Raw genomic sequence first — 15,085 nt, 5'->3', positions numbered from 1 at the left:
GATAAAAAATCGTGCAAATGCTGGAAAATTCGATCCCGAGCCGATAGAGCACGATGCGAAGAGAATGTGTCATGGACCAGGCGGGGCGATGGAGCAAGGGCGCAGCGAAACAATCGGGATCGTCGTGGTGGCTGCGGGCCGCGGCGAACGGGCTGGCGCATCCGTCGAAGGACCTAAACAGTATCGGCGGATCGGGGGCAAGCCGGTCATCTGGCATACCCTCACCACCTTCCTCGACTGGCCCAGAAGTGGCCCGATTGCCGTGGTGATCCACCCCGACGATCGGGCATTGATCGAAGCAGCCGTTGCAGACCTGCCAAAACGGGACGAACTGACCATCGTCACCGGTGGCGCCACGCGACAGGCATCCGTGCTGAATGGCCTGCGGGCGCTGCGGGATCATGACATCGATCATGTGATGATCCAGGACGGGGTGCGCCCCTTCGTCGACGCAGAACTCCTGGAGCGGATCGCTCGCGAACTTGCGGCTGGCAAGACGGCCGTGCTGCCGGCCCTGCCCGTATCCGACACGATCAAGCGTGCCGACACCTCCGGGGTCGTTGCAATGACAGTTCCGCGCAAGGCTCTTTTCGCCGCCCAGACACCACAGAGCTTTCACTACGCAGCCATCCTCGAGGCCCACGAAAGGGCTGCCGAGGAGCTGGCCGTGGATTTTACCGACGACGCATCGATCGCGGAATGGGCTGGCCTTCCGGTCCACCTGGTCGAGGGCTCGATCGACAACATAAAACTCACCGTGCAAAGGGATATCGCCATGGCCGACGAAAAGCTGAAGGGCGCAGCGCTGCCCGACGTCCGGACCGGAAACGGCTATGACGTGCATCAGCTCGAACCGGGCGATGGTGTGACGCTCTGCGGGATCTTCATTCCCCACGATCAGAGGCTGAAAGGCCATTCGGATGCGGATGTCGCGCTGCATGCGCTGACGGACGCGCTGCTTGCTACCTGCGGCGCCGGCGATATCGGCGATCATTTCCCCCCGTCGGACATGCAGTGGAAAGGTGCGCCGTCGCGGATCTTCCTCGAGCATGCTGCAAAGATCGTGCGCGAGGCGGGCGGCACGATCATGAATGCAGATATTTCGCTTATTGCCGAAGCACCTAAAGTTGGGCCGCATCGTCAGGCGATGCGCGAGACACTCTCGGACATCCTCAGCATCGCGCTTGACCGATGCTCGGTAAAGGCGACGACGAACGAGACGATCGGCTTTGTCGGCCGACGCGAGGGGATCGCGGCTATCGCTACGGCAACCGTCGTTTTCCGGGGGACAGACTGATGGGGCTCTATCCGGCTGAGATCGAGCAGCAGGCCGCAGCAATCATCGCGGCCTATCGGGATCTGGGCTGGATGGTCGCGACGGCCGAATCCTGCACCGGTGGCCTGATCGCCGGGGCTCTGACGGAGATTGCCGGATCTTCGGCGGTCGTCGATCGCGGCTTCATCACCTACACGAACCAGGCGAAGACGGAACTGATCGGTGTTTCTGCCAAAGGACTGGAGACCTTTGGAGCCGTCTCGCGGGAGACCGCGCTGCAGATGGCGCAGGGGGCGCTGATCCGTTCGAGCGCGTCGGTCGCCGTTGCGGTCACGGGTGTCGCCGGACCGGGCGGAGGATCTGTAGAGAAGCCAGTCGGCCTGGTGCATCTGGCGCTGAAGAGTCGTCGCGGGGACGTCGACCACAGGGAAATGCGATACGGCGATATCGGCCGTGATCAGGTGCGGCTTGCAACGGTCAGGACGGCACTCGAGATGCTGGCGCAGGTGGCTCAGAGACCGGCATAGATCTTGTCGGCGCGCGCCTCGAAGGCTTCCGAGAACATCCGGAAAGCGCGGTCGAACATCGAGCCCATCAGGGCGCCGAGGATGCGGTTCTTGAACTCGTAATCGATGTAGAAATGCACCGCGCAGCTTCCATCGGCCGCCTCTTCGAAGCGCCAGCGATTGTCGAGATAGCGGAACGGGCCCTCGATATATTTGACATCGATGGCGTGATCGGCGGGCGTTAGCAGAACCTGTGTCGTGAACGTCTCGCGGATTGCCTTGTAGCCCACCGTCATATCCGCCAACAGCAACTCCTTGCCGTCGCGCTCGCGGCGCGACCGGATTGCAAGCGCTTCGCAAAGCGGCAGGAATTCCGGATAGCGCTCGACGTCGGCGACGAGGGCGTACATTCGGTCGGGCGAGTGCTTGACGATGCGGCGGGTTTCGAACTGGGGCATATCCGCGACTTAATGAGGAAGCCCCGCAAGATCAAGCAGGTGCGCCATCTCGCCATGGAATTTCAGGGTGATCACGGGCACGTCTGGACCATGTTTCTCGATCTCCTGGATGATCCGAGGAGTGAAGCGGTGCTCAAAGTGCCAGATGTAGGCGAGGAATTCGCGACCTGGCCATCGCTCGACGCAGCCGTCTGCCATGTCGGGCCTGTGCTTCCCGACGTATCTCGCCGCCCGGCGGTAAACGCCAAGCAGACAATGCCAGCGCGGAAGCCGCACCCAGACAACGAGATCGGTGCGCGGAAGACGAATGTCGAAGCTCGACGGATTGGTGCCGTCGAGGAGCCATCTGTCTGCCGATACGATGTCGGAAATGATGGCGCGCTGCTCAGCCCTGGGGCGCTCGACCCAATTCGGAAGCCAGAAAACTTCGCGATCCATGGAATGGTTGGGAAGATCGAGCAGAGTGGCGAGCTCGCGACAAAAGATTGACTTGCCGCCGCCGGAGCAGCCAATGACCATGATGCGCTGCGCCTGGCGCAATTGCGCGGCTGCATCTTTCAACGATTCAATGCACAAAACCATGCCCACACACTCCTCGCGTGTGGGGATCTAGCGCCATCTCACGTCGTTTGAAAGACTGGCGACGTCTTCAAACCCTGGCGACAAGCTTTTCCCGCGCCGCCTTCAGCCGTGCGAAGTCATCACCGGCATGGTGCGAGGACCGCGTGAGCGGGCTCGAGGAGACCATGAGGAAGCCCTTGGTGTAGGCAATGTCTTCATAGGACTTGAACTCTTCCGGCGTCACGAACCGCTCGACCTTGTGGTGCTTGCGGGTCGGCTGGAGATACTGGCCAATGGTGAGGAAATCGACATCCGCCGTGCGCAGGTCGTCCATCAACTGAAGCACTTCGTTTCGCTCTTCGCCCAGACCGACCATGATACCGGACTTCGTGAACATCGTGGGGTCGAGCTCCTTGACCCGCTGCAGCAGGCGAACGGAGTGGAAGTAGCGCGCACCAGGCCGGACGGTCAGATAGTTGCCAGGCACCGTTTCCATATTGTGGTTGAACACGTCGGGCTTGGCTGCAACGACACGCTCCAGCGCGCCCGGCTTCTTCAGGAAGTCCGGCGTCAGTATTTCGATGGTCGTGTGCGGTGATGCGGCACGGATCGCCCAGATCACCTTTTCAAAGTGTTCCGCGCCACCGTCGGCCAAGTCGTCCCGGTCGACGGAGGTGATCACCACATGCTGTAGGCCCATCTGGTGGACCGCCTTGGCGACGTTTTCGGGTTCATCCAGGTCAAGCGCATTCGGCTTGCCGGTCGCGACATTGCAGAAGGCGCAGGCGCGGGTACAGATCTCGCCCATGATCATGAAGGTGGCGTGCTTCTTGTCCCAGCACTCGCCGATGTTCGGGCAGCCGGCTTCCTCGCACACGGTGACCAGCTTGTGGGAGCGAACGAGGTCACGGGTCTCGTGATACCCCTTGGAGGTCGGGGCCTTGACGCGGATCCACTCCGGCTTGCGCAGGACTTCCGTGTCGGGCTTGTGAGCCTTCTCCGGATGGCGGACGCGTTTATCGTCTGCGGAAGTCACAACGGCGGCGCCGGAGAGATTGGTGCTGTCGAGAATGGTGACCATGATGAGAACCCTGTGCCGCAGCGCATGCGGCCTTTTTTGTTTACCGCCGGACGAGCTTGGCGATGAAGAGAAGAATGCTTGCACCGACGAAGCTGGTGATCAGATAGCCCAGCCAGTCGCCTGCGACGAAGATGCCCAGACGGCGGAAGATCGCCGCGGCGATCACCGCGCCGATGATGCCGATGATGATGTTCATGATGACGCCGAAGCGCATGTTCATGAGCTTTCCGGCAAGCCACCCGGCGAGACCGCCGAAGAAGATCGTCGCGAGAATACCGACTTCAAACCCTGCCACGGCGCATTCCTTTTCGAATATTCCGTTTGAACCTGCCGCCCATATAGGCGGCACGGCTCCTTTTCACAACCTGGCTTCAGGCGTTGAGCACCCGCCCATACGCATCCAGCACGCTTTCCTTCATCGTCTCCGAGATCGTCGGATGCGGGAAGATCGTGTGCATCAGGTCTTCTTCAGTGGTCTCGAGATTCATCGCGACGACGAAGCCCTGGATGAGTTCGGTCACTTCAGCGCCGACCATGTGGGCGCCGATCAGTTCGCCTGTCTTCTTGTCGAAGATCGTCTTGACCATGCCCTGATCCTCGCCAAGGGCCACCGCCTTGCCGTTCGCGGCGAAGGTGAAACGGCCGACGCGGATCTCGCGGCCCTCGGCCTTGGCTTTCGCTTCGGTCACGCCGACGGAGGCGACCTGCGGGTTGCAATAGGTGCAGCCCGGGATCTTGTTCTTGTCCATCGGATGCACATTCGGCAGCCCGGCGATCTTCTCGACGACGATCACGGCCTCATGCTCGGCCTTGTGAGCCAGCATCGGCGGGCCGGCGACGTCGCCGATCGCGTAGATGCCCGGCACATTGGTCTTGCCGTAGCCGTCGATGACGATGAAGCCGCGATCGGTCTTCACGCCGACGGCTTCGAGACCGATGCCTTCGATATTCGCCTGCACGCCGACAGCCGAAATCATCCGGTCGGCGGTGATCTTCTCGACCGAGCCGTCCTTCTTCTCGATGGTGGCGGTGACGGAGTTTGCACCCTTTTCGACCTTGGCGACTTTCGCCTCCAGCAGGATTTTCATGCCCTGCTTGTCGAACATCTTCTTGGCGAAGGCCGAGATTTCCTCGTCTTCGACCGGCATAACCTGCTTCATGATCTCGACGACCGTCACATCGACGCCCATGGTGCGGTAGAAGCTGGCGAATTCGATACCGATGGCGCCCGAGCCCATGACGAGCAGGGACTTCGGCATCTCTTCCGGCTTCATCGCCTCGAAATAGGTCCAGATCAGCTTGCCGTCCGGCTCGATGCCTGGAAGAGCGCGCGGACGGGCGCCGGTCGCGACGATGATGTGCTTGGCGGTATAGGTGCCCTCGCCCAGCGTGTTCTTCGGTACCGGGCCCATCGGCTCGACTGCCTTCTTGGTCGGCTTGCCGACGACAATCTCGCCGGGCTTGGTGATCTTCGCCTCGCCCCAGATGATGTCGACCTTGTTCTTCTTGAAAAGGAAGCCGACGCCGTTGTTCATGCGATGGGCGATGCCGCGCGAGCGCGCAACGATGGCCTTGATGTCGGGCTTAATCGACCCTTCCAGGGTCAGACCGTAGTCCTTGGCGTGGGTCGCCGTGTGCATCACGTCGGCGGTGCGCAGCAGCGCCTTCGTCGGTATGCAGCCCCAGTTGGAGCAGATGCCGGCGAGATGCTCGCGCTCGACTACAGCGACTTTCATGCCAAGCTGGGCTGCGCGGATCGCGGCAATGTAGCCGCCGGGGCCGGAGCCGATGATGATGACGTCGTAAGCATTCGACATGGGCGCTTCCACTCCTCGGTTTCCTGCGAGCCCCCGCTCAAGCGGAGGCCCGGTTCGGGACTGGAAGCGAGCGCCTCAGACGGGCGGTGTCTCGGCCTCCGGTTCGTGACGAACCAGCATCCCGTAGATTTCATCCTTGAGCTGCATCCGCTTCTTGCGCATTTCCACGATGTGGAAGTCGTCTGCAGGCTCGACATCGGTTTCGGCGCGGTGGATGGCCCGGTTCACCTCATGATAGGTCTCGAACAATCTTGCGAAATGACCATCCGTTTCCTTCAGATGACGCATCTGCGCGACGTGTTCCGGGAATTCCACTGCCAGTTCGTGCGGTGTGTTCGACATGATCTCATCTCCTCTAGCGGGTTGATGAGTTCAGGTTAGACGCAGCGCACAAGACCTCCTTGATTTTGATCAATGCGCCCTGCCTCAGGATGCAGGATGCGCGTTTTCTTCAAAGTCCAAGCATCATCCGAACGATCGGCTCGAGACCGCGTCCGATCGCACGGGTGTTTTCAGCGTCCAGATGGATGCCGTCGAGCGGCGTGGTTTCGGCGACCGATCCCGCATCGAAAAAGGCACATCCAGCTTCGTCCGCCGCATCTCGATACATGCCGGCCAGCATGGCGCCCTCGCCAACCGAGTGGTTGAACATGGCGCCGAAGACCGAATTGGCCGTCTCGCGGATCGGCGGCGGCGCGACGATCAGGATCTCGGGTTCTTCGAACTCGAAACCCCAGTCATGCTTCTGCACCTGCTTGACCAGGCGCTTGGCGCCACTGGTTGCGCCGATCGCTGTTCCCTGGATGCCACGCTTGAGGTCATTCGTCCCCAGCATGATGATCACCAGATCGATCGGCTTGTGCGTGGCCAGAATGGTCGGCAACAGCTTCACGCCATTGCGTTCGCAGTCACCCAGGTGGTCGTCATAGGCCGTGGTACGGCCGTTCAGGCCTTCGGCGATCACCCTTACCCCGTGACCGAGCGCCTTTTGCAAGACGCTCGTCCAGCGGTCCTCATAGGCATGCCGACCCAGGCTCACCGGGTCGTATCCCCATGTCAGGCTGTCGCCATAGGCGAGAACGGTCTTCATCGCACCGCTCCCCGGATCAGACCAGCATGCCCATCGGATTTTCGATGTAGCGCTTGAAAGCACCGAGCAGTTCGGCACCGAGCGCGCCATCGACGCAACGATGGTCGGTCGAGAGCGTCACGGTCATGACCGTCGCGACCTTCATCTCGCCCTTCTTGACCACAACCCGCTCTTCACCGGCGCCGACCGCGAGGATCGTCGCATGCGGAGGGTTGACCACGGCCGAGAAGCTCTTCACGCCCATCATGCCCATATTGGATACGGCGGTCGTGCCGCCCTGATACTCTTCGGGCTTCAGCTTGCGGTCCTTGGCACGCTTGCCGAGGTCCTTCATCTCGTTGGAGATGGTGGACAGGCTCTTTTCCTCGGCCTTGCGAATGATCGGAGTGATCAGGCCGCCGGGAATGGAGACAGCCACGCCGACATCGGCATGCTTGTGCTTGACCATGTTGGTGTCGGTCCAGGAGACATTGGCATCCGGCACATCGCGGAGTGCGAGCGCCAGCGCCTTGATCACCATGTCGTTGACCGAGAGCTTGTAGGCCGGCTTGCCGTCCTTTTCGGGGGCAGCCGCATTGAGCTGGGCACGAAGCGCCATCAGGCCATCCAGTTCGCAATCCACGGAGACGTAGAAATGCGGGATGGTCTGCTTGGATTCCTGCAGGCGCTTGGCGATCGTCTTGCGCATGCCGTCATGCGGCACGAGCTCGTAGGAGCCTTCGGCGAAGTTCTTGAGAACGGCCTCTTCCGACGCGCCCTTGGCAAGCACCGGTGCGGCAGCTGAACCTGCACCTGCGGCGGAAGCCGGGGCAGCCTTTGCACCGCCGGTGCTGACGGCCTTTTCAACGTCGCTCTTGACCACACGGCCCTTCGGACCGGAACCAGAGACAGCCTTGAGATCGAGACCGGCCTCCCTGGCGAGACGACGCGCGAGCGGCGAGGCGAAGACGCGCTCACCGGACGACACCGCCGGAGCAGCCGACGCGGCTGCAGGCGCCGGAGTTGCGGTTTCTGCAGACACCGGTGCGGCTTCTGCCTTTGGCGCCGGAGCAGCTTCGGCCTTCGGCGCGGACGAACCGCCACCAGCGGCCGCAGCGGCGGCAACATCCTCGCCTTCTTCGGCGAGGATGGCGATCAGTGCATTGACCTTGACGGCTTCGGTGCCGGCGGGAACCACGATCTTCGCGACGACGCCCTCATCGACGGCCTCCACTTCCATGGTGGCCTTGTCAGTCTCGATCTCGGCGATCACGTCGCCGGACTTGACCTTGTCGCCTTCCTTGACCAGCCATTTGGCCAGATTGCCCTCTTCCATCGTCGGAGACAGGGCCGGCATGGTGATGTTGATCGGCATGGACCTACCCTCCCCTTATTTGTAGCAGACGGTCTTCACCGCCTGGACCACTTCGCCGACATTCGGCAGAGCGAGCTTTTCGAGGTTCGCCGCGTAAGGCATCGGAACGTCCTTGCCAGCGATCGTCAGGATCGGCGCATCGAGATAATCGAAGGCCTGCTGCATGACACGGGTGGCGATTTCGGTGCCGACCGACGACTGCGGATAACCTTCCTCGACGGTGACGAGACGGCCGGTCTTCTTGACCGATTCGATGATCGTCGGGAGGTCCATCGGACGGATCGTGCGCAGGTCAATCAGTTCGACGTCGATGCCTTCCTTCTCCAGCTCGGCGATCGCCTTGATGGCGTAGGTCATGCCGATGCTCCAGGAGACGATGGTGACGTCCTTGCCGGTCTTGTGGATGCGCGCCTTGCCGATCGGCAGGACAAAGTCATCGAGCTTCGGCACTTCGAAGGACTGACCGTAGAGGATCTCGTTTTCCAGGAAGACAACCGGGTTCGGATCGCGGATCGCGGCCTTCAGCAGGCCCTTTGCGTCGGCGGCCGAATAGGGCATGACGACCTTGAGGCCCGGAATCTGGCTATACCAGGCGGCATAATCCTGGCTGTGCTGTGCGCCGACGCGGGCGGCAGCCCCGTTCGGGCCACGGAAGACGATCGGCGCACCCATCTGGCCGCCGGACATGTAGAGCGTCTTGGCGGCCGAGTTGATGATCTGGTCGATCGCCTGCATGGCGAAGTTGAAGGTCATGAATTCGATGATCGGCTTGAGGCCCGCCATGGCAGCACCAACGCCGACGCCGGCGAAACCGTGCTCGGTGATCGGCGTGTCGACGACGCGCTTCGCACCAAACTCGGCCAGCAGGCCCTGCGTGATCTTGTAGGCGCCCTGATATTCGGCGACTTCCTCACCCATGACGAAGACATCGGGGTTGGCGCGCATTTCTTCCGCCATGGCTTCGCGCAGGGCTTCGCGGACCGTCATGGTGACCATTTCGGTTCCGGCCGGGATATCCGGATCAGAGGCGACATCGATCTTCGGGGCCGCGGGGACCTTGTTATCTGCAGTGGAATCCGGCTCCGCAGCCGCTTCGCGCGCCTTTCCGCCTGCCGCATCAGAAGCGGCCGCCGGTGCATCGGCTTCCTTCTTCGGTGCGACGGCAGCATCGGCGCTTTCGCCGTCCTGCAGCAGAACGGCAATCGCGGTATTGACCTTGACGTTTTCAGTGCCGGCAGCGATCAGGATCTTGCCGAGCACACCTTCGTCGACGGCCTCGACTTCCATCGTCGCCTTGTCGGTTTCGATTTCAGCGATCACGTCGCCGGACTTCACGGTATCACCTTCCTGCTTGACCCACTTAGAGAGTGTGCCCTCCTCCATGGTCGGAGACAGGGCGGGCATGAGGATTTCGATCGGCATGGGTTCCCTCCCCGATTACAGCAGGATGTCGGTGTAGAGCTCGGATGCATCCGGCTCCGGATTGGCCTGGGCGAAATCGGCCGAGTCGGCCACGATGTCGCGGACGTCCTTGTCGATCGCTTTCAATTCGTCCTCGCTCGCCCAGCCCTTTTCGAGCAGACGTGCGCGGACCTGCTCGATCGGATCCTGCTCGGAACGCATCTTCTGCACTTCTTCCTTGGTCCGATACTTCGCCGGGTCAGACATCGAGTGGCCACGATAGCGATATGTCTGCATTTCGAGGATGATCGGGCCCTTGCCGGAACGGCAATGCTCGACCGCCAGATCCGCGGCAGCCTTGACCGCACGCACATCCATGCCGTCCACCTGGATGCCTGGAATGTTGAAGGACACACCGCGCTGGGAGAAATCCGTCTGGGCAGAAGCGCGCGAGACAGAGGTACCCATGGCGTATCGGTTGTTCTCGATGATGTAGATTACCGGCAGGTTCCACAGACGAGCCATGTTGAAGCTCTCGTAGACCTGGCCCTGGTTGGCGGCGCCGTCGCCGAAATAGGCGAGCGAGACATTGTCGTTGCCACGATACTTGTTGGCGAAGGCGAGACCCGTGCCAAGCGAGACCTGGGCGCCGACGATACCGTGGCCGCCATAAAAATTCTTCTCCTTGGAGAACATGTGCATCGAGCCGCCCTTGCCTTTCGACAGGCCGCCGCGACGGCCGGTCAACTCGGCCATGACGCCACGCGCGCTCATACCGCAAGCCAGCATGTGGCCGTGGTCACGATAACCGGTGATGACCTGATCGCCGTCCTTCAGCGCCATCTGCATGCCGACAACGACAGCTTCCTGGCCGATATACAGGTGACAGAAACCACCGATGAAGCCCATGCCGTAAAGCTGCCCGGCCTTTTCTTCAAAACGACGAATGAGCAGCATTTCGCGATAGGCCAGGATCTCCTGAGCCTTGTCGAACTCGACGATCGCTCCTTGCGTGAACTCTTTCTTGGCAGGCTTGGTCGAAGGCTTCCGACCGGTCGCAGTCGCAGGCTTGCGAGGCGCCATGCATCCCTCCCATGGGTTATTATGGTGCAAAGTTGACGACAGAATAGGGAAGAAAGCCGACGGCGGCAATGCCATAAATGCATGGCTCTCATTCGCCGCAAGCAACTGTAAAAAATGAAAGAATTCGAATTAACCCGATTTGAGTTAATCAGAAATAGGTGTTGAAGATCACGATTTCATCCGGGCGCGACATATTGAGCTGATAGCGCGCCTTTTCGTCAATGATGTCCTCGTCCAGCGAGCCGTCACTCAAGAGGCTCACTTCCTTCTCCAAGACCATGCGCTGCGCAACGAGCCTTTCCAGCTCGGAGGCGCGCTCCAGCCGGATGCGCTCGAACTGCTGTCCTGCCCTCAAGCCATAGTCGCCATGGATCGAATGGTAACCGAAATAGGACAGGAAAGCGATTGTGACAGCGGGCAGAATAAGGCGGCCGTATTTCTTTTTCTTGTGATGCCTGGTCCACATGCCGACAATTGCCCTGAAACGCGAAACTGGCACTCAGATTAGCGGGCATGTCTTAACCGATGGTTGACCCTGTCGCAGCGCAAAAGAAAAAGCCCGCGCCGGGATGACCGGCACGGGCTTCGAAGGGAGATCGGGCAGGATCAGCCGCGCAGGATCGAGGCGCCTGCGTAGACGGCCTGCGGGCCAAGCTCTTCCTCGATGCGGATCAGCTGGTTGTACTTCGCGGTGCGGTCGGAACGTGCGAGCGAGCCGGTCTTGATCTGACCGCAGTTGGTGGCAACTGCGAGATCGGCAATCGTCGAATCCTCGGTTTCGCCCGAACGGTGCGACATCACGGCTGTGTAGGCGGCGCGGTGTGCGGTCGAGACGGCGTCGAGGGTTTCCGAGAGCGAGCCGATCTGGTTGACCTTGACCAGGATGGAATTGGCGACACCCATCTTGATGCCGTCACGCAGACGCGCGGAGTTGGTGACGAAAAGATCGTCGCCGACGAGCTGGACCTTCTTGCCGATCTTGTCGGTCAGCGACTTCCAGCCATCCCAGTCGTCTTCGGCCATGCCGTCCTCGATCGAGAAGATCGGGTACTTGGCAGCGAGTTCGGCAAGATAGTCCGCCATGGCTTCCGGTTCGAGCGTGCGACCTTCGCCTTCAAGCACATACTTGCCGTCCTTGAAGAACTCGGTCGAGGCGCAATCGAGCGCGATATGCATGTCCTCGCCCGGACGGTAACCAGCCTTTTCGATCGACTTCATGATGAAGTCGAGGGCAGCGGGAGCGGATGCCAGGCCCGGCGCAAAGCCACCTTCGTCGCCGACATTGGTGTTGTGGCCATCGGCTGCGAGCTGCTTCTTCAGCGTGTGGAAGACTTCCGAACCCATGCGCACGGCGTCACGGATGGTGTCGGCGCCAACCGGCACGATCATGAATTCCTGGAAGTCGATCGGGTTGTCGGCATGGGCACCGCCGTTGATGATGTTCATCATCGGAACCGGCAGGACATGGGCGTTCGGGCCGCCGATATAACGATAGAGGGGCAGACCGGAGGATTGGGCCGCGGCCTTGGCGACGGCCAGCGATACGCCAAGAATGGCGTTGGCGCCGAGGCGTGCCTTGTTCGGCGTGCCATCGAGTTCGATCATCAGATTGTCGATCTGGATCTGGTTTTCGGCCTCGTGACCGCCGATTGCATCATAGATCTCGCCATTGACGGCTTCGACCGCCTTCTCGACGCCCTTGCCGAGGTAACGCGAGCCACCGTCACGCAATTCGACGGCTTCATGCGCGCCGGTCGAGGCTCCCGAGGGGACAGCCGCACGGCCCATGCTGCCGTCTTCGAGATAGACGTCGACTTCGACGGTCGGATTGCCGCGGCTGTCGAGGATTTCGCGGCCGATGATGTCGGTAATGGCGGTCATGTTCGCTCCCTGGTGACGGAAATTGGACAAGGCTCGGCGGCCGATCACCGGGCGCGGAGCCCCCGGACCTGCCTTTGAGTCATCCTCTCTTATCCGATGATCGGGAAAATACAATGACGGATAGGAGCCGGAACGGACGAAATCTAATCGATTTAAACCGCAAGGACCCGCGGCGCTTCCCGTTCAACTGCTGAAAGCGCCGCGAGAGTCCGTCAGGATGCCTTGGCCAGATCGTCGAAGGCGATGAGTTTTTCCAGAAGCCGGCGCATGTCGGTGATCTTCACCATATTCGGACCATCCGACGGGGCGTTGTCCGGGTCCTGGTGAGTCTCGATAAAGAGCCCACCGACGCCGACAGCGACGGCTGCGCGAGCCAACGTCTCGACGAATTCACGCTGGCCACCGGAGGAACCACCCTGCCCGCCCGGCTGCTGCACCGAATGGGTGGCATCGAAAACGACAGGCGCGCCCATGGCCGCCATGATCGGCAGCGAGCGCATGTCGGAGACGAGCGTATTGTAGCCGAAGGACGCGCCGCGTTCGCAAAGCAGCACGTTCGGATTGCCGGAACCGGTGATCTTGTTCAGCACGTTCTTCATGTCCCAAGGGGCCAGGAACTGTCCCTTCTTCACATTGATCGCGCGGCCGGTCTTGGCGGCGGCAACAAGCAGATCCGTCTGCCGGCAGAGGAAGGCGGGGATCTGCAGGACATCCACAGTCGGCGCGACGGCCGCGCACTGCTCTTCCGTGTGGATGTCGGTGAGGACGGGCACACCGAATTCCTTCTTGATGTCGGCAAAGACTTCCATCGCCGTTTCCAGGCCGATGCCGCGCTCGGCAGACAACGAGGTGCGGTTCGCCTTGTCGTAAGAGGATTTGTAGACGAGCCCGAGCCCGAGTTCGCGGCACAACTCGACGAGTTGCCCCGCGATCATGAAGGCATGGTCACGGCTTTCCATCTGGCAGGGGCCGGCGATCAAGGCGAAGCGGATTTTTTGTGAGAAGACAGCCTTGCCGGCGCCTTCGCCAACCACGACTTCCGAATTGGGAGAAATGCTCATTTCAACTCCTCGAAGGCAAAGGTGACGCCCTGGCCCTTTTCCGGCGCGACAACCAGCCGCGCGCCCGTTTTGTGATAGCCGACGCCATTAGCAGCGAGGCAGGCTTCTGTCACGCCGAGATCGGCGACGGCGACCACCACGGCCGCGCCCAGGAGACCGCGTTCCAGATGCCTGGAATCCAGACCGTAATGGGCCGAACACCCTTCGGAGGTCAGGACGTCAACCGAGGCATTGGATGCCTCGATCGCCATGCCGAAGGAATGCGCCGTGACGTCGCGCTGATCGAGCACCATTTCCAGCAGATACTGGAAATCACTCGGATTTTCCTCGACCAGGACGATTCGCCGAAGACCGGCGGCACCATTGGCGTGCACGACCAAGTCACCGCGATCCGCCGGTATCGGATTTACGCGTTCACAGGCGAAGCCGAAGAAATCAGGCGAACGCAGGTCGGCTGCAAAGGCGAGCCGGAAAGCCCCCTCCGCCGATCGCCCATCAGGGAATCGGAACTGCCGCGAAAATTCGAGAACGGGCCCGCCGCTCTGTCCCTCATCGCGATACCGTCTATCATCTGCAGTTGCATCGTCCGTCTTCACGACGATGGCCGAGAGGCCTTCGCCACGGCGAAAGCGGAAGGCGAGATCGCGTGCGACAAACACATTGCCGATGCGTGCAGCCTCAAGGCAGCCTTCTCGGCTGCCGACGGCCAGGGGCTCCAGATAGGTATCATCTGCAAAAAAGACGCAGGCGTTCTCGGTCCCAAATGGATGGCGGGCATCGGCCGCAACCGTGAAGCCGAGGCGGCTCATCCGATCGCGGGAGGTTTCGAGATCCACGACCGGGAGGACGAGATGATCGATGGCGCGGGGGGACGTGATGGGATTGGACATATTTCTCTCGAGTTCTGCGTCAGATTTGGGAATTGCGCGGCTGGATTGAAAGGGTTTCGAGCGTCTGGCGCAATGCGTCGATTTGCTGCCGCGCTTCGCGCAATTCCTTGAGTACCTGTTCGTCGATCTTGTGATGAAGGGCCAAAACCTCGATCTCTGCCTTGAGGTTGATCTCATAATCCTTTGCCGCCATGAACCGATCGCGCTCGGCCTGGCGGTTCTGGCTCATCATGATGATCGGGGCCTGGATCGCGGCCAGCATGGACAGGAGAAGGTTGAGGAAGATGAACGGATAAGGGTCGAGGGAGCGGGTCGCCAGAACCACGGTGTTGAGAACCACCCAGGCTACGAAGAGCACCATGAAGGCGATGATGAAGCCCCAGGAGCCACCCACCCTCGCAATGCCGTCTGCCAATCGTTGACCGACGGTCGCATGGGCCAGGAATTCCTCGCCGGCGTTGGTCGAAACCGTGCGGCGCTCCCGAGCCCGCTTCAGCACCTTCTTTTCCGCAGAAGACAGATCGGCTTGCGTCTTCCCCAAAACGAGATTTTCAATGTCCTTGAGCATTCGTCTTATTCCCCGAGAAAGGTCCGCTGGGCTTTGAAAGTATCCGCTCTTTGCATTG

17 protein-coding genes are annotated in these 15,085 nt (G+C 61.0%); 2 read left to right on the top strand and 15 right to left on the bottom strand.

The annotated features are described in order from the left end of the window. Positions 1 to 88 precede the first annotated feature (88 nt). Together QTL56_RS04525 and QTL56_RS04520 are read left to right on the top strand one after the other, a co-directional pair. On the top strand, positions 89 to 1,297 hold the full coding sequence (locus QTL56_RS04525; RefSeq protein ID WP_245136882.1) for a bifunctional 2-C-methyl-D-erythritol 4-phosphate cytidylyltransferase/2-C-methyl-D-erythritol 2,4-cyclodiphosphate synthase: 1,209 nt from the start codon (positions 89 to 91) through the stop codon (positions 1,295 to 1,297). Next, on the top strand, positions 1,297 to 1,803 hold the full coding sequence (locus QTL56_RS04520) for a CinA family protein (protein WP_245136883.1): 507 nt from the start codon (positions 1,297 to 1,299) through the stop codon (positions 1,801 to 1,803). Before QTL56_RS04525 ends, QTL56_RS04520 begins: the two co-directional genes overlap by 1 nt. Here QTL56_RS04520 and QTL56_RS04515 read toward each other — a convergent pair. The 15 genes from QTL56_RS04515 to QTL56_RS04445 all read right to left on the bottom strand — a co-directional run bounded on the left by QTL56_RS04515 (position 1,788) and on the right by QTL56_RS04445 (position 15,027). Then, entirely contained in the window at positions 1,788 to 2,240 is a 453-nt protein-coding gene (locus QTL56_RS04515; protein ID WP_245136884.1) for a type II toxin-antitoxin system RatA family toxin, read from the bottom strand. The genes QTL56_RS04520 and QTL56_RS04515 overlap by 16 nt on opposite strands. Positions 2,241 to 2,249: 9 nt before the next feature. Then, on the bottom strand, positions 2,250 to 2,822 hold the full coding sequence (locus tag QTL56_RS04510) for a P-loop NTPase family protein (RefSeq protein WP_245136886.1): 573 nt from the start codon (positions 2,820 to 2,822) through the stop codon (positions 2,250 to 2,252). A 67-nt stretch (positions 2,823 to 2,889) separates the two neighbouring features. Further along, positions 2,890 to 3,882 carry a lipoyl synthase gene (lipA, locus tag QTL56_RS04505; RefSeq protein WP_245136887.1) on the bottom strand — a complete coding sequence of 331 codons (993 nt, stop codon included), beginning with the start codon at positions 3,880 to 3,882 and terminating at the stop codon, positions 2,890 to 2,892. A gap of 40 nt (positions 3,883 to 3,922) precedes the next feature. Next, on the bottom strand, positions 3,923 to 4,177 hold the full coding sequence (locus QTL56_RS04500; protein ID WP_229575425.1) for a GlsB/YeaQ/YmgE family stress response membrane protein: 255 nt from the start codon (positions 4,175 to 4,177) through the stop codon (positions 3,923 to 3,925). Between the two features lie 76 nt (positions 4,178 to 4,253). Beyond that, the gene (gene lpdA / locus QTL56_RS04495) at positions 4,254 to 5,699 is read right to left on the bottom strand and encodes a dihydrolipoyl dehydrogenase (protein WP_245136888.1); all 1,446 of its coding nucleotides are present in this window, start codon (positions 5,697 to 5,699) and stop codon (positions 4,254 to 4,256) included. A gap of 75 nt (positions 5,700 to 5,774) precedes the next feature. Further along, positions 5,775 to 6,041: an HP1242/YdcH family protein gene (locus QTL56_RS04490; RefSeq protein WP_229575423.1), complete on the bottom strand. Its 267-nt coding sequence runs from the start codon at positions 6,039 to 6,041 to the stop codon at positions 5,775 to 5,777. A 109-nt stretch (positions 6,042 to 6,150) separates the two neighbouring features. Further along, the gene (locus QTL56_RS04485; protein WP_229575422.1) at positions 6,151 to 6,789 is read right to left on the bottom strand and encodes an SGNH/GDSL hydrolase family protein; all 639 of its coding nucleotides are present in this window, start codon (positions 6,787 to 6,789) and stop codon (positions 6,151 to 6,153) included. Positions 6,790 to 6,805: 16 nt separating this feature from the next. Further along, entirely contained in the window at positions 6,806 to 8,143 is a 1,338-nt protein-coding gene (locus QTL56_RS04480) for a pyruvate dehydrogenase complex dihydrolipoamide acetyltransferase (protein WP_245136889.1), read from the bottom strand. A 15-nt stretch (positions 8,144 to 8,158) separates the two neighbouring features. Next, the gene (locus tag QTL56_RS04475; RefSeq protein ID WP_245136890.1) at positions 8,159 to 9,565 is read right to left on the bottom strand and encodes a pyruvate dehydrogenase complex E1 component subunit beta; all 1,407 of its coding nucleotides are present in this window, start codon (positions 9,563 to 9,565) and stop codon (positions 8,159 to 8,161) included. A gap of 15 nt (positions 9,566 to 9,580) precedes the next feature. Then, positions 9,581 to 10,627 carry a pyruvate dehydrogenase (acetyl-transferring) E1 component subunit alpha gene (pdhA, locus tag QTL56_RS04470; RefSeq protein ID WP_229575419.1) on the bottom strand — a complete coding sequence of 349 codons (1,047 nt, stop codon included), beginning with the start codon at positions 10,625 to 10,627 and terminating at the stop codon, positions 9,581 to 9,583. A gap of 148 nt (positions 10,628 to 10,775) precedes the next feature. Further along, positions 10,776 to 11,093, bottom strand: coding sequence for an FtsB family cell division protein (locus QTL56_RS04465; RefSeq protein ID WP_229575418.1), 318 nt, complete (start codon positions 11,091 to 11,093; stop codon positions 10,776 to 10,778). Positions 11,094 to 11,233: 140 nt separating this feature from the next. Then, positions 11,234 to 12,508 (bottom strand): phosphopyruvate hydratase, encoded by a 1,275-nt coding sequence (gene eno, locus QTL56_RS04460; protein ID WP_229575417.1) that lies wholly within the window; start codon positions 12,506 to 12,508, stop codon positions 11,234 to 11,236. 212 nt (positions 12,509 to 12,720) lie between these two features. Next, positions 12,721 to 13,569: a 3-deoxy-8-phosphooctulonate synthase gene (kdsA, locus tag QTL56_RS04455; RefSeq protein WP_245136891.1), complete on the bottom strand. Its 849-nt coding sequence runs from the start codon at positions 13,567 to 13,569 to the stop codon at positions 12,721 to 12,723. Next, positions 13,566 to 14,459 (bottom strand): VOC family protein, encoded by an 894-nt coding sequence (locus QTL56_RS04450; protein ID WP_245136892.1) that lies wholly within the window; start codon positions 14,457 to 14,459, stop codon positions 13,566 to 13,568. The genes kdsA and QTL56_RS04450 overlap by 4 nt, the downstream gene beginning before the upstream one ends. 19 nt (positions 14,460 to 14,478) lie before the next feature. Next, complete coding sequence (locus QTL56_RS04445) at positions 14,479 to 15,027, bottom strand: DUF1003 domain-containing protein (RefSeq protein ID WP_245136893.1); 549 nt, start codon at positions 15,025 to 15,027, stop codon at positions 14,479 to 14,481. Between the last annotated feature and the right edge of the window lie 58 nt (positions 15,028 to 15,085).

Source organism: Peteryoungia algae, assembly GCF_030369675.1.
Classification (GTDB): domain Bacteria; phylum Pseudomonadota; class Alphaproteobacteria; order Rhizobiales; family Rhizobiaceae; genus Allorhizobium; species Allorhizobium algae.
Note: the sequence above shows the minus strand (reverse complement) of the source record. Positions and strands in the feature narration are given on the sequence as shown.

Excerpts from the sequence above, each read along its gene's own strand:
- QTL56_RS04525 (WP_245136882.1), top strand. The coding sequence starts at position 89 with ATGGAGCAAGGGCGCAGCGAAACAATCGGGATCGTCGTGGTGGCTGCG.
- QTL56_RS04520 (WP_245136883.1), top strand. The coding sequence starts at position 1,297 with ATGGGGCTCTATCCGGCTGAGATCGAGCAGCAGGCCGCAGCAATCATC.
- QTL56_RS04515 (WP_245136884.1), bottom strand. The coding sequence starts at position 2,240 with ATGCCCCAGTTCGAAACCCGCCGCATCGTCAAGCACTCGCCCGACCGA.
- QTL56_RS04510 (WP_245136886.1), bottom strand. The coding sequence starts at position 2,822 with ATGGTTTTGTGCATTGAATCGTTGAAAGATGCAGCCGCGCAATTGCGC.
- lipA (WP_245136887.1), bottom strand. The coding sequence starts at position 3,882 with ATGGTCACCATTCTCGACAGCACCAATCTCTCCGGCGCCGCCGTTGTG.
- lpdA (WP_245136888.1), bottom strand. The coding sequence starts at position 5,699 with ATGTCGAATGCTTACGACGTCATCATCATCGGCTCCGGCCCCGGCGGC.
- QTL56_RS04490 (WP_229575423.1), bottom strand. The coding sequence starts at position 6,041 with ATGTCGAACACACCGCACGAACTGGCAGTGGAATTCCCGGAACACGTC.
- QTL56_RS04485 (WP_229575422.1), bottom strand. The coding sequence starts at position 6,789 with ATGAAGACCGTTCTCGCCTATGGCGACAGCCTGACATGGGGATACGAC.
- QTL56_RS04480 (WP_245136889.1), bottom strand. The coding sequence starts at position 8,143 with ATGCCGATCAACATCACCATGCCGGCCCTGTCTCCGACGATGGAAGAG.
- QTL56_RS04475 (WP_245136890.1), bottom strand. The coding sequence starts at position 9,565 with ATGCCGATCGAAATCCTCATGCCCGCCCTGTCTCCGACCATGGAGGAG.
- pdhA (WP_229575419.1), bottom strand. The coding sequence starts at position 10,627 with ATGGCGCCTCGCAAGCCTGCGACTGCGACCGGTCGGAAGCCTTCGACC.
- QTL56_RS04465 (WP_229575418.1), bottom strand. The coding sequence starts at position 11,093 with ATGTGGACCAGGCATCACAAGAAAAAGAAATACGGCCGCCTTATTCTG.
- eno (WP_229575417.1), bottom strand. The coding sequence starts at position 12,508 with ATGACCGCCATTACCGACATCATCGGCCGCGAAATCCTCGACAGCCGC.
- kdsA (WP_245136891.1), bottom strand. The coding sequence starts at position 13,569 with ATGAGCATTTCTCCCAATTCGGAAGTCGTGGTTGGCGAAGGCGCCGGC.
- QTL56_RS04450 (WP_245136892.1), bottom strand. The coding sequence starts at position 14,459 with ATGTCCAATCCCATCACGTCCCCCCGCGCCATCGATCATCTCGTCCTC.
- QTL56_RS04445 (WP_245136893.1), bottom strand. The coding sequence starts at position 15,027 with ATGCTCAAGGACATTGAAAATCTCGTTTTGGGGAAGACGCAAGCCGAT.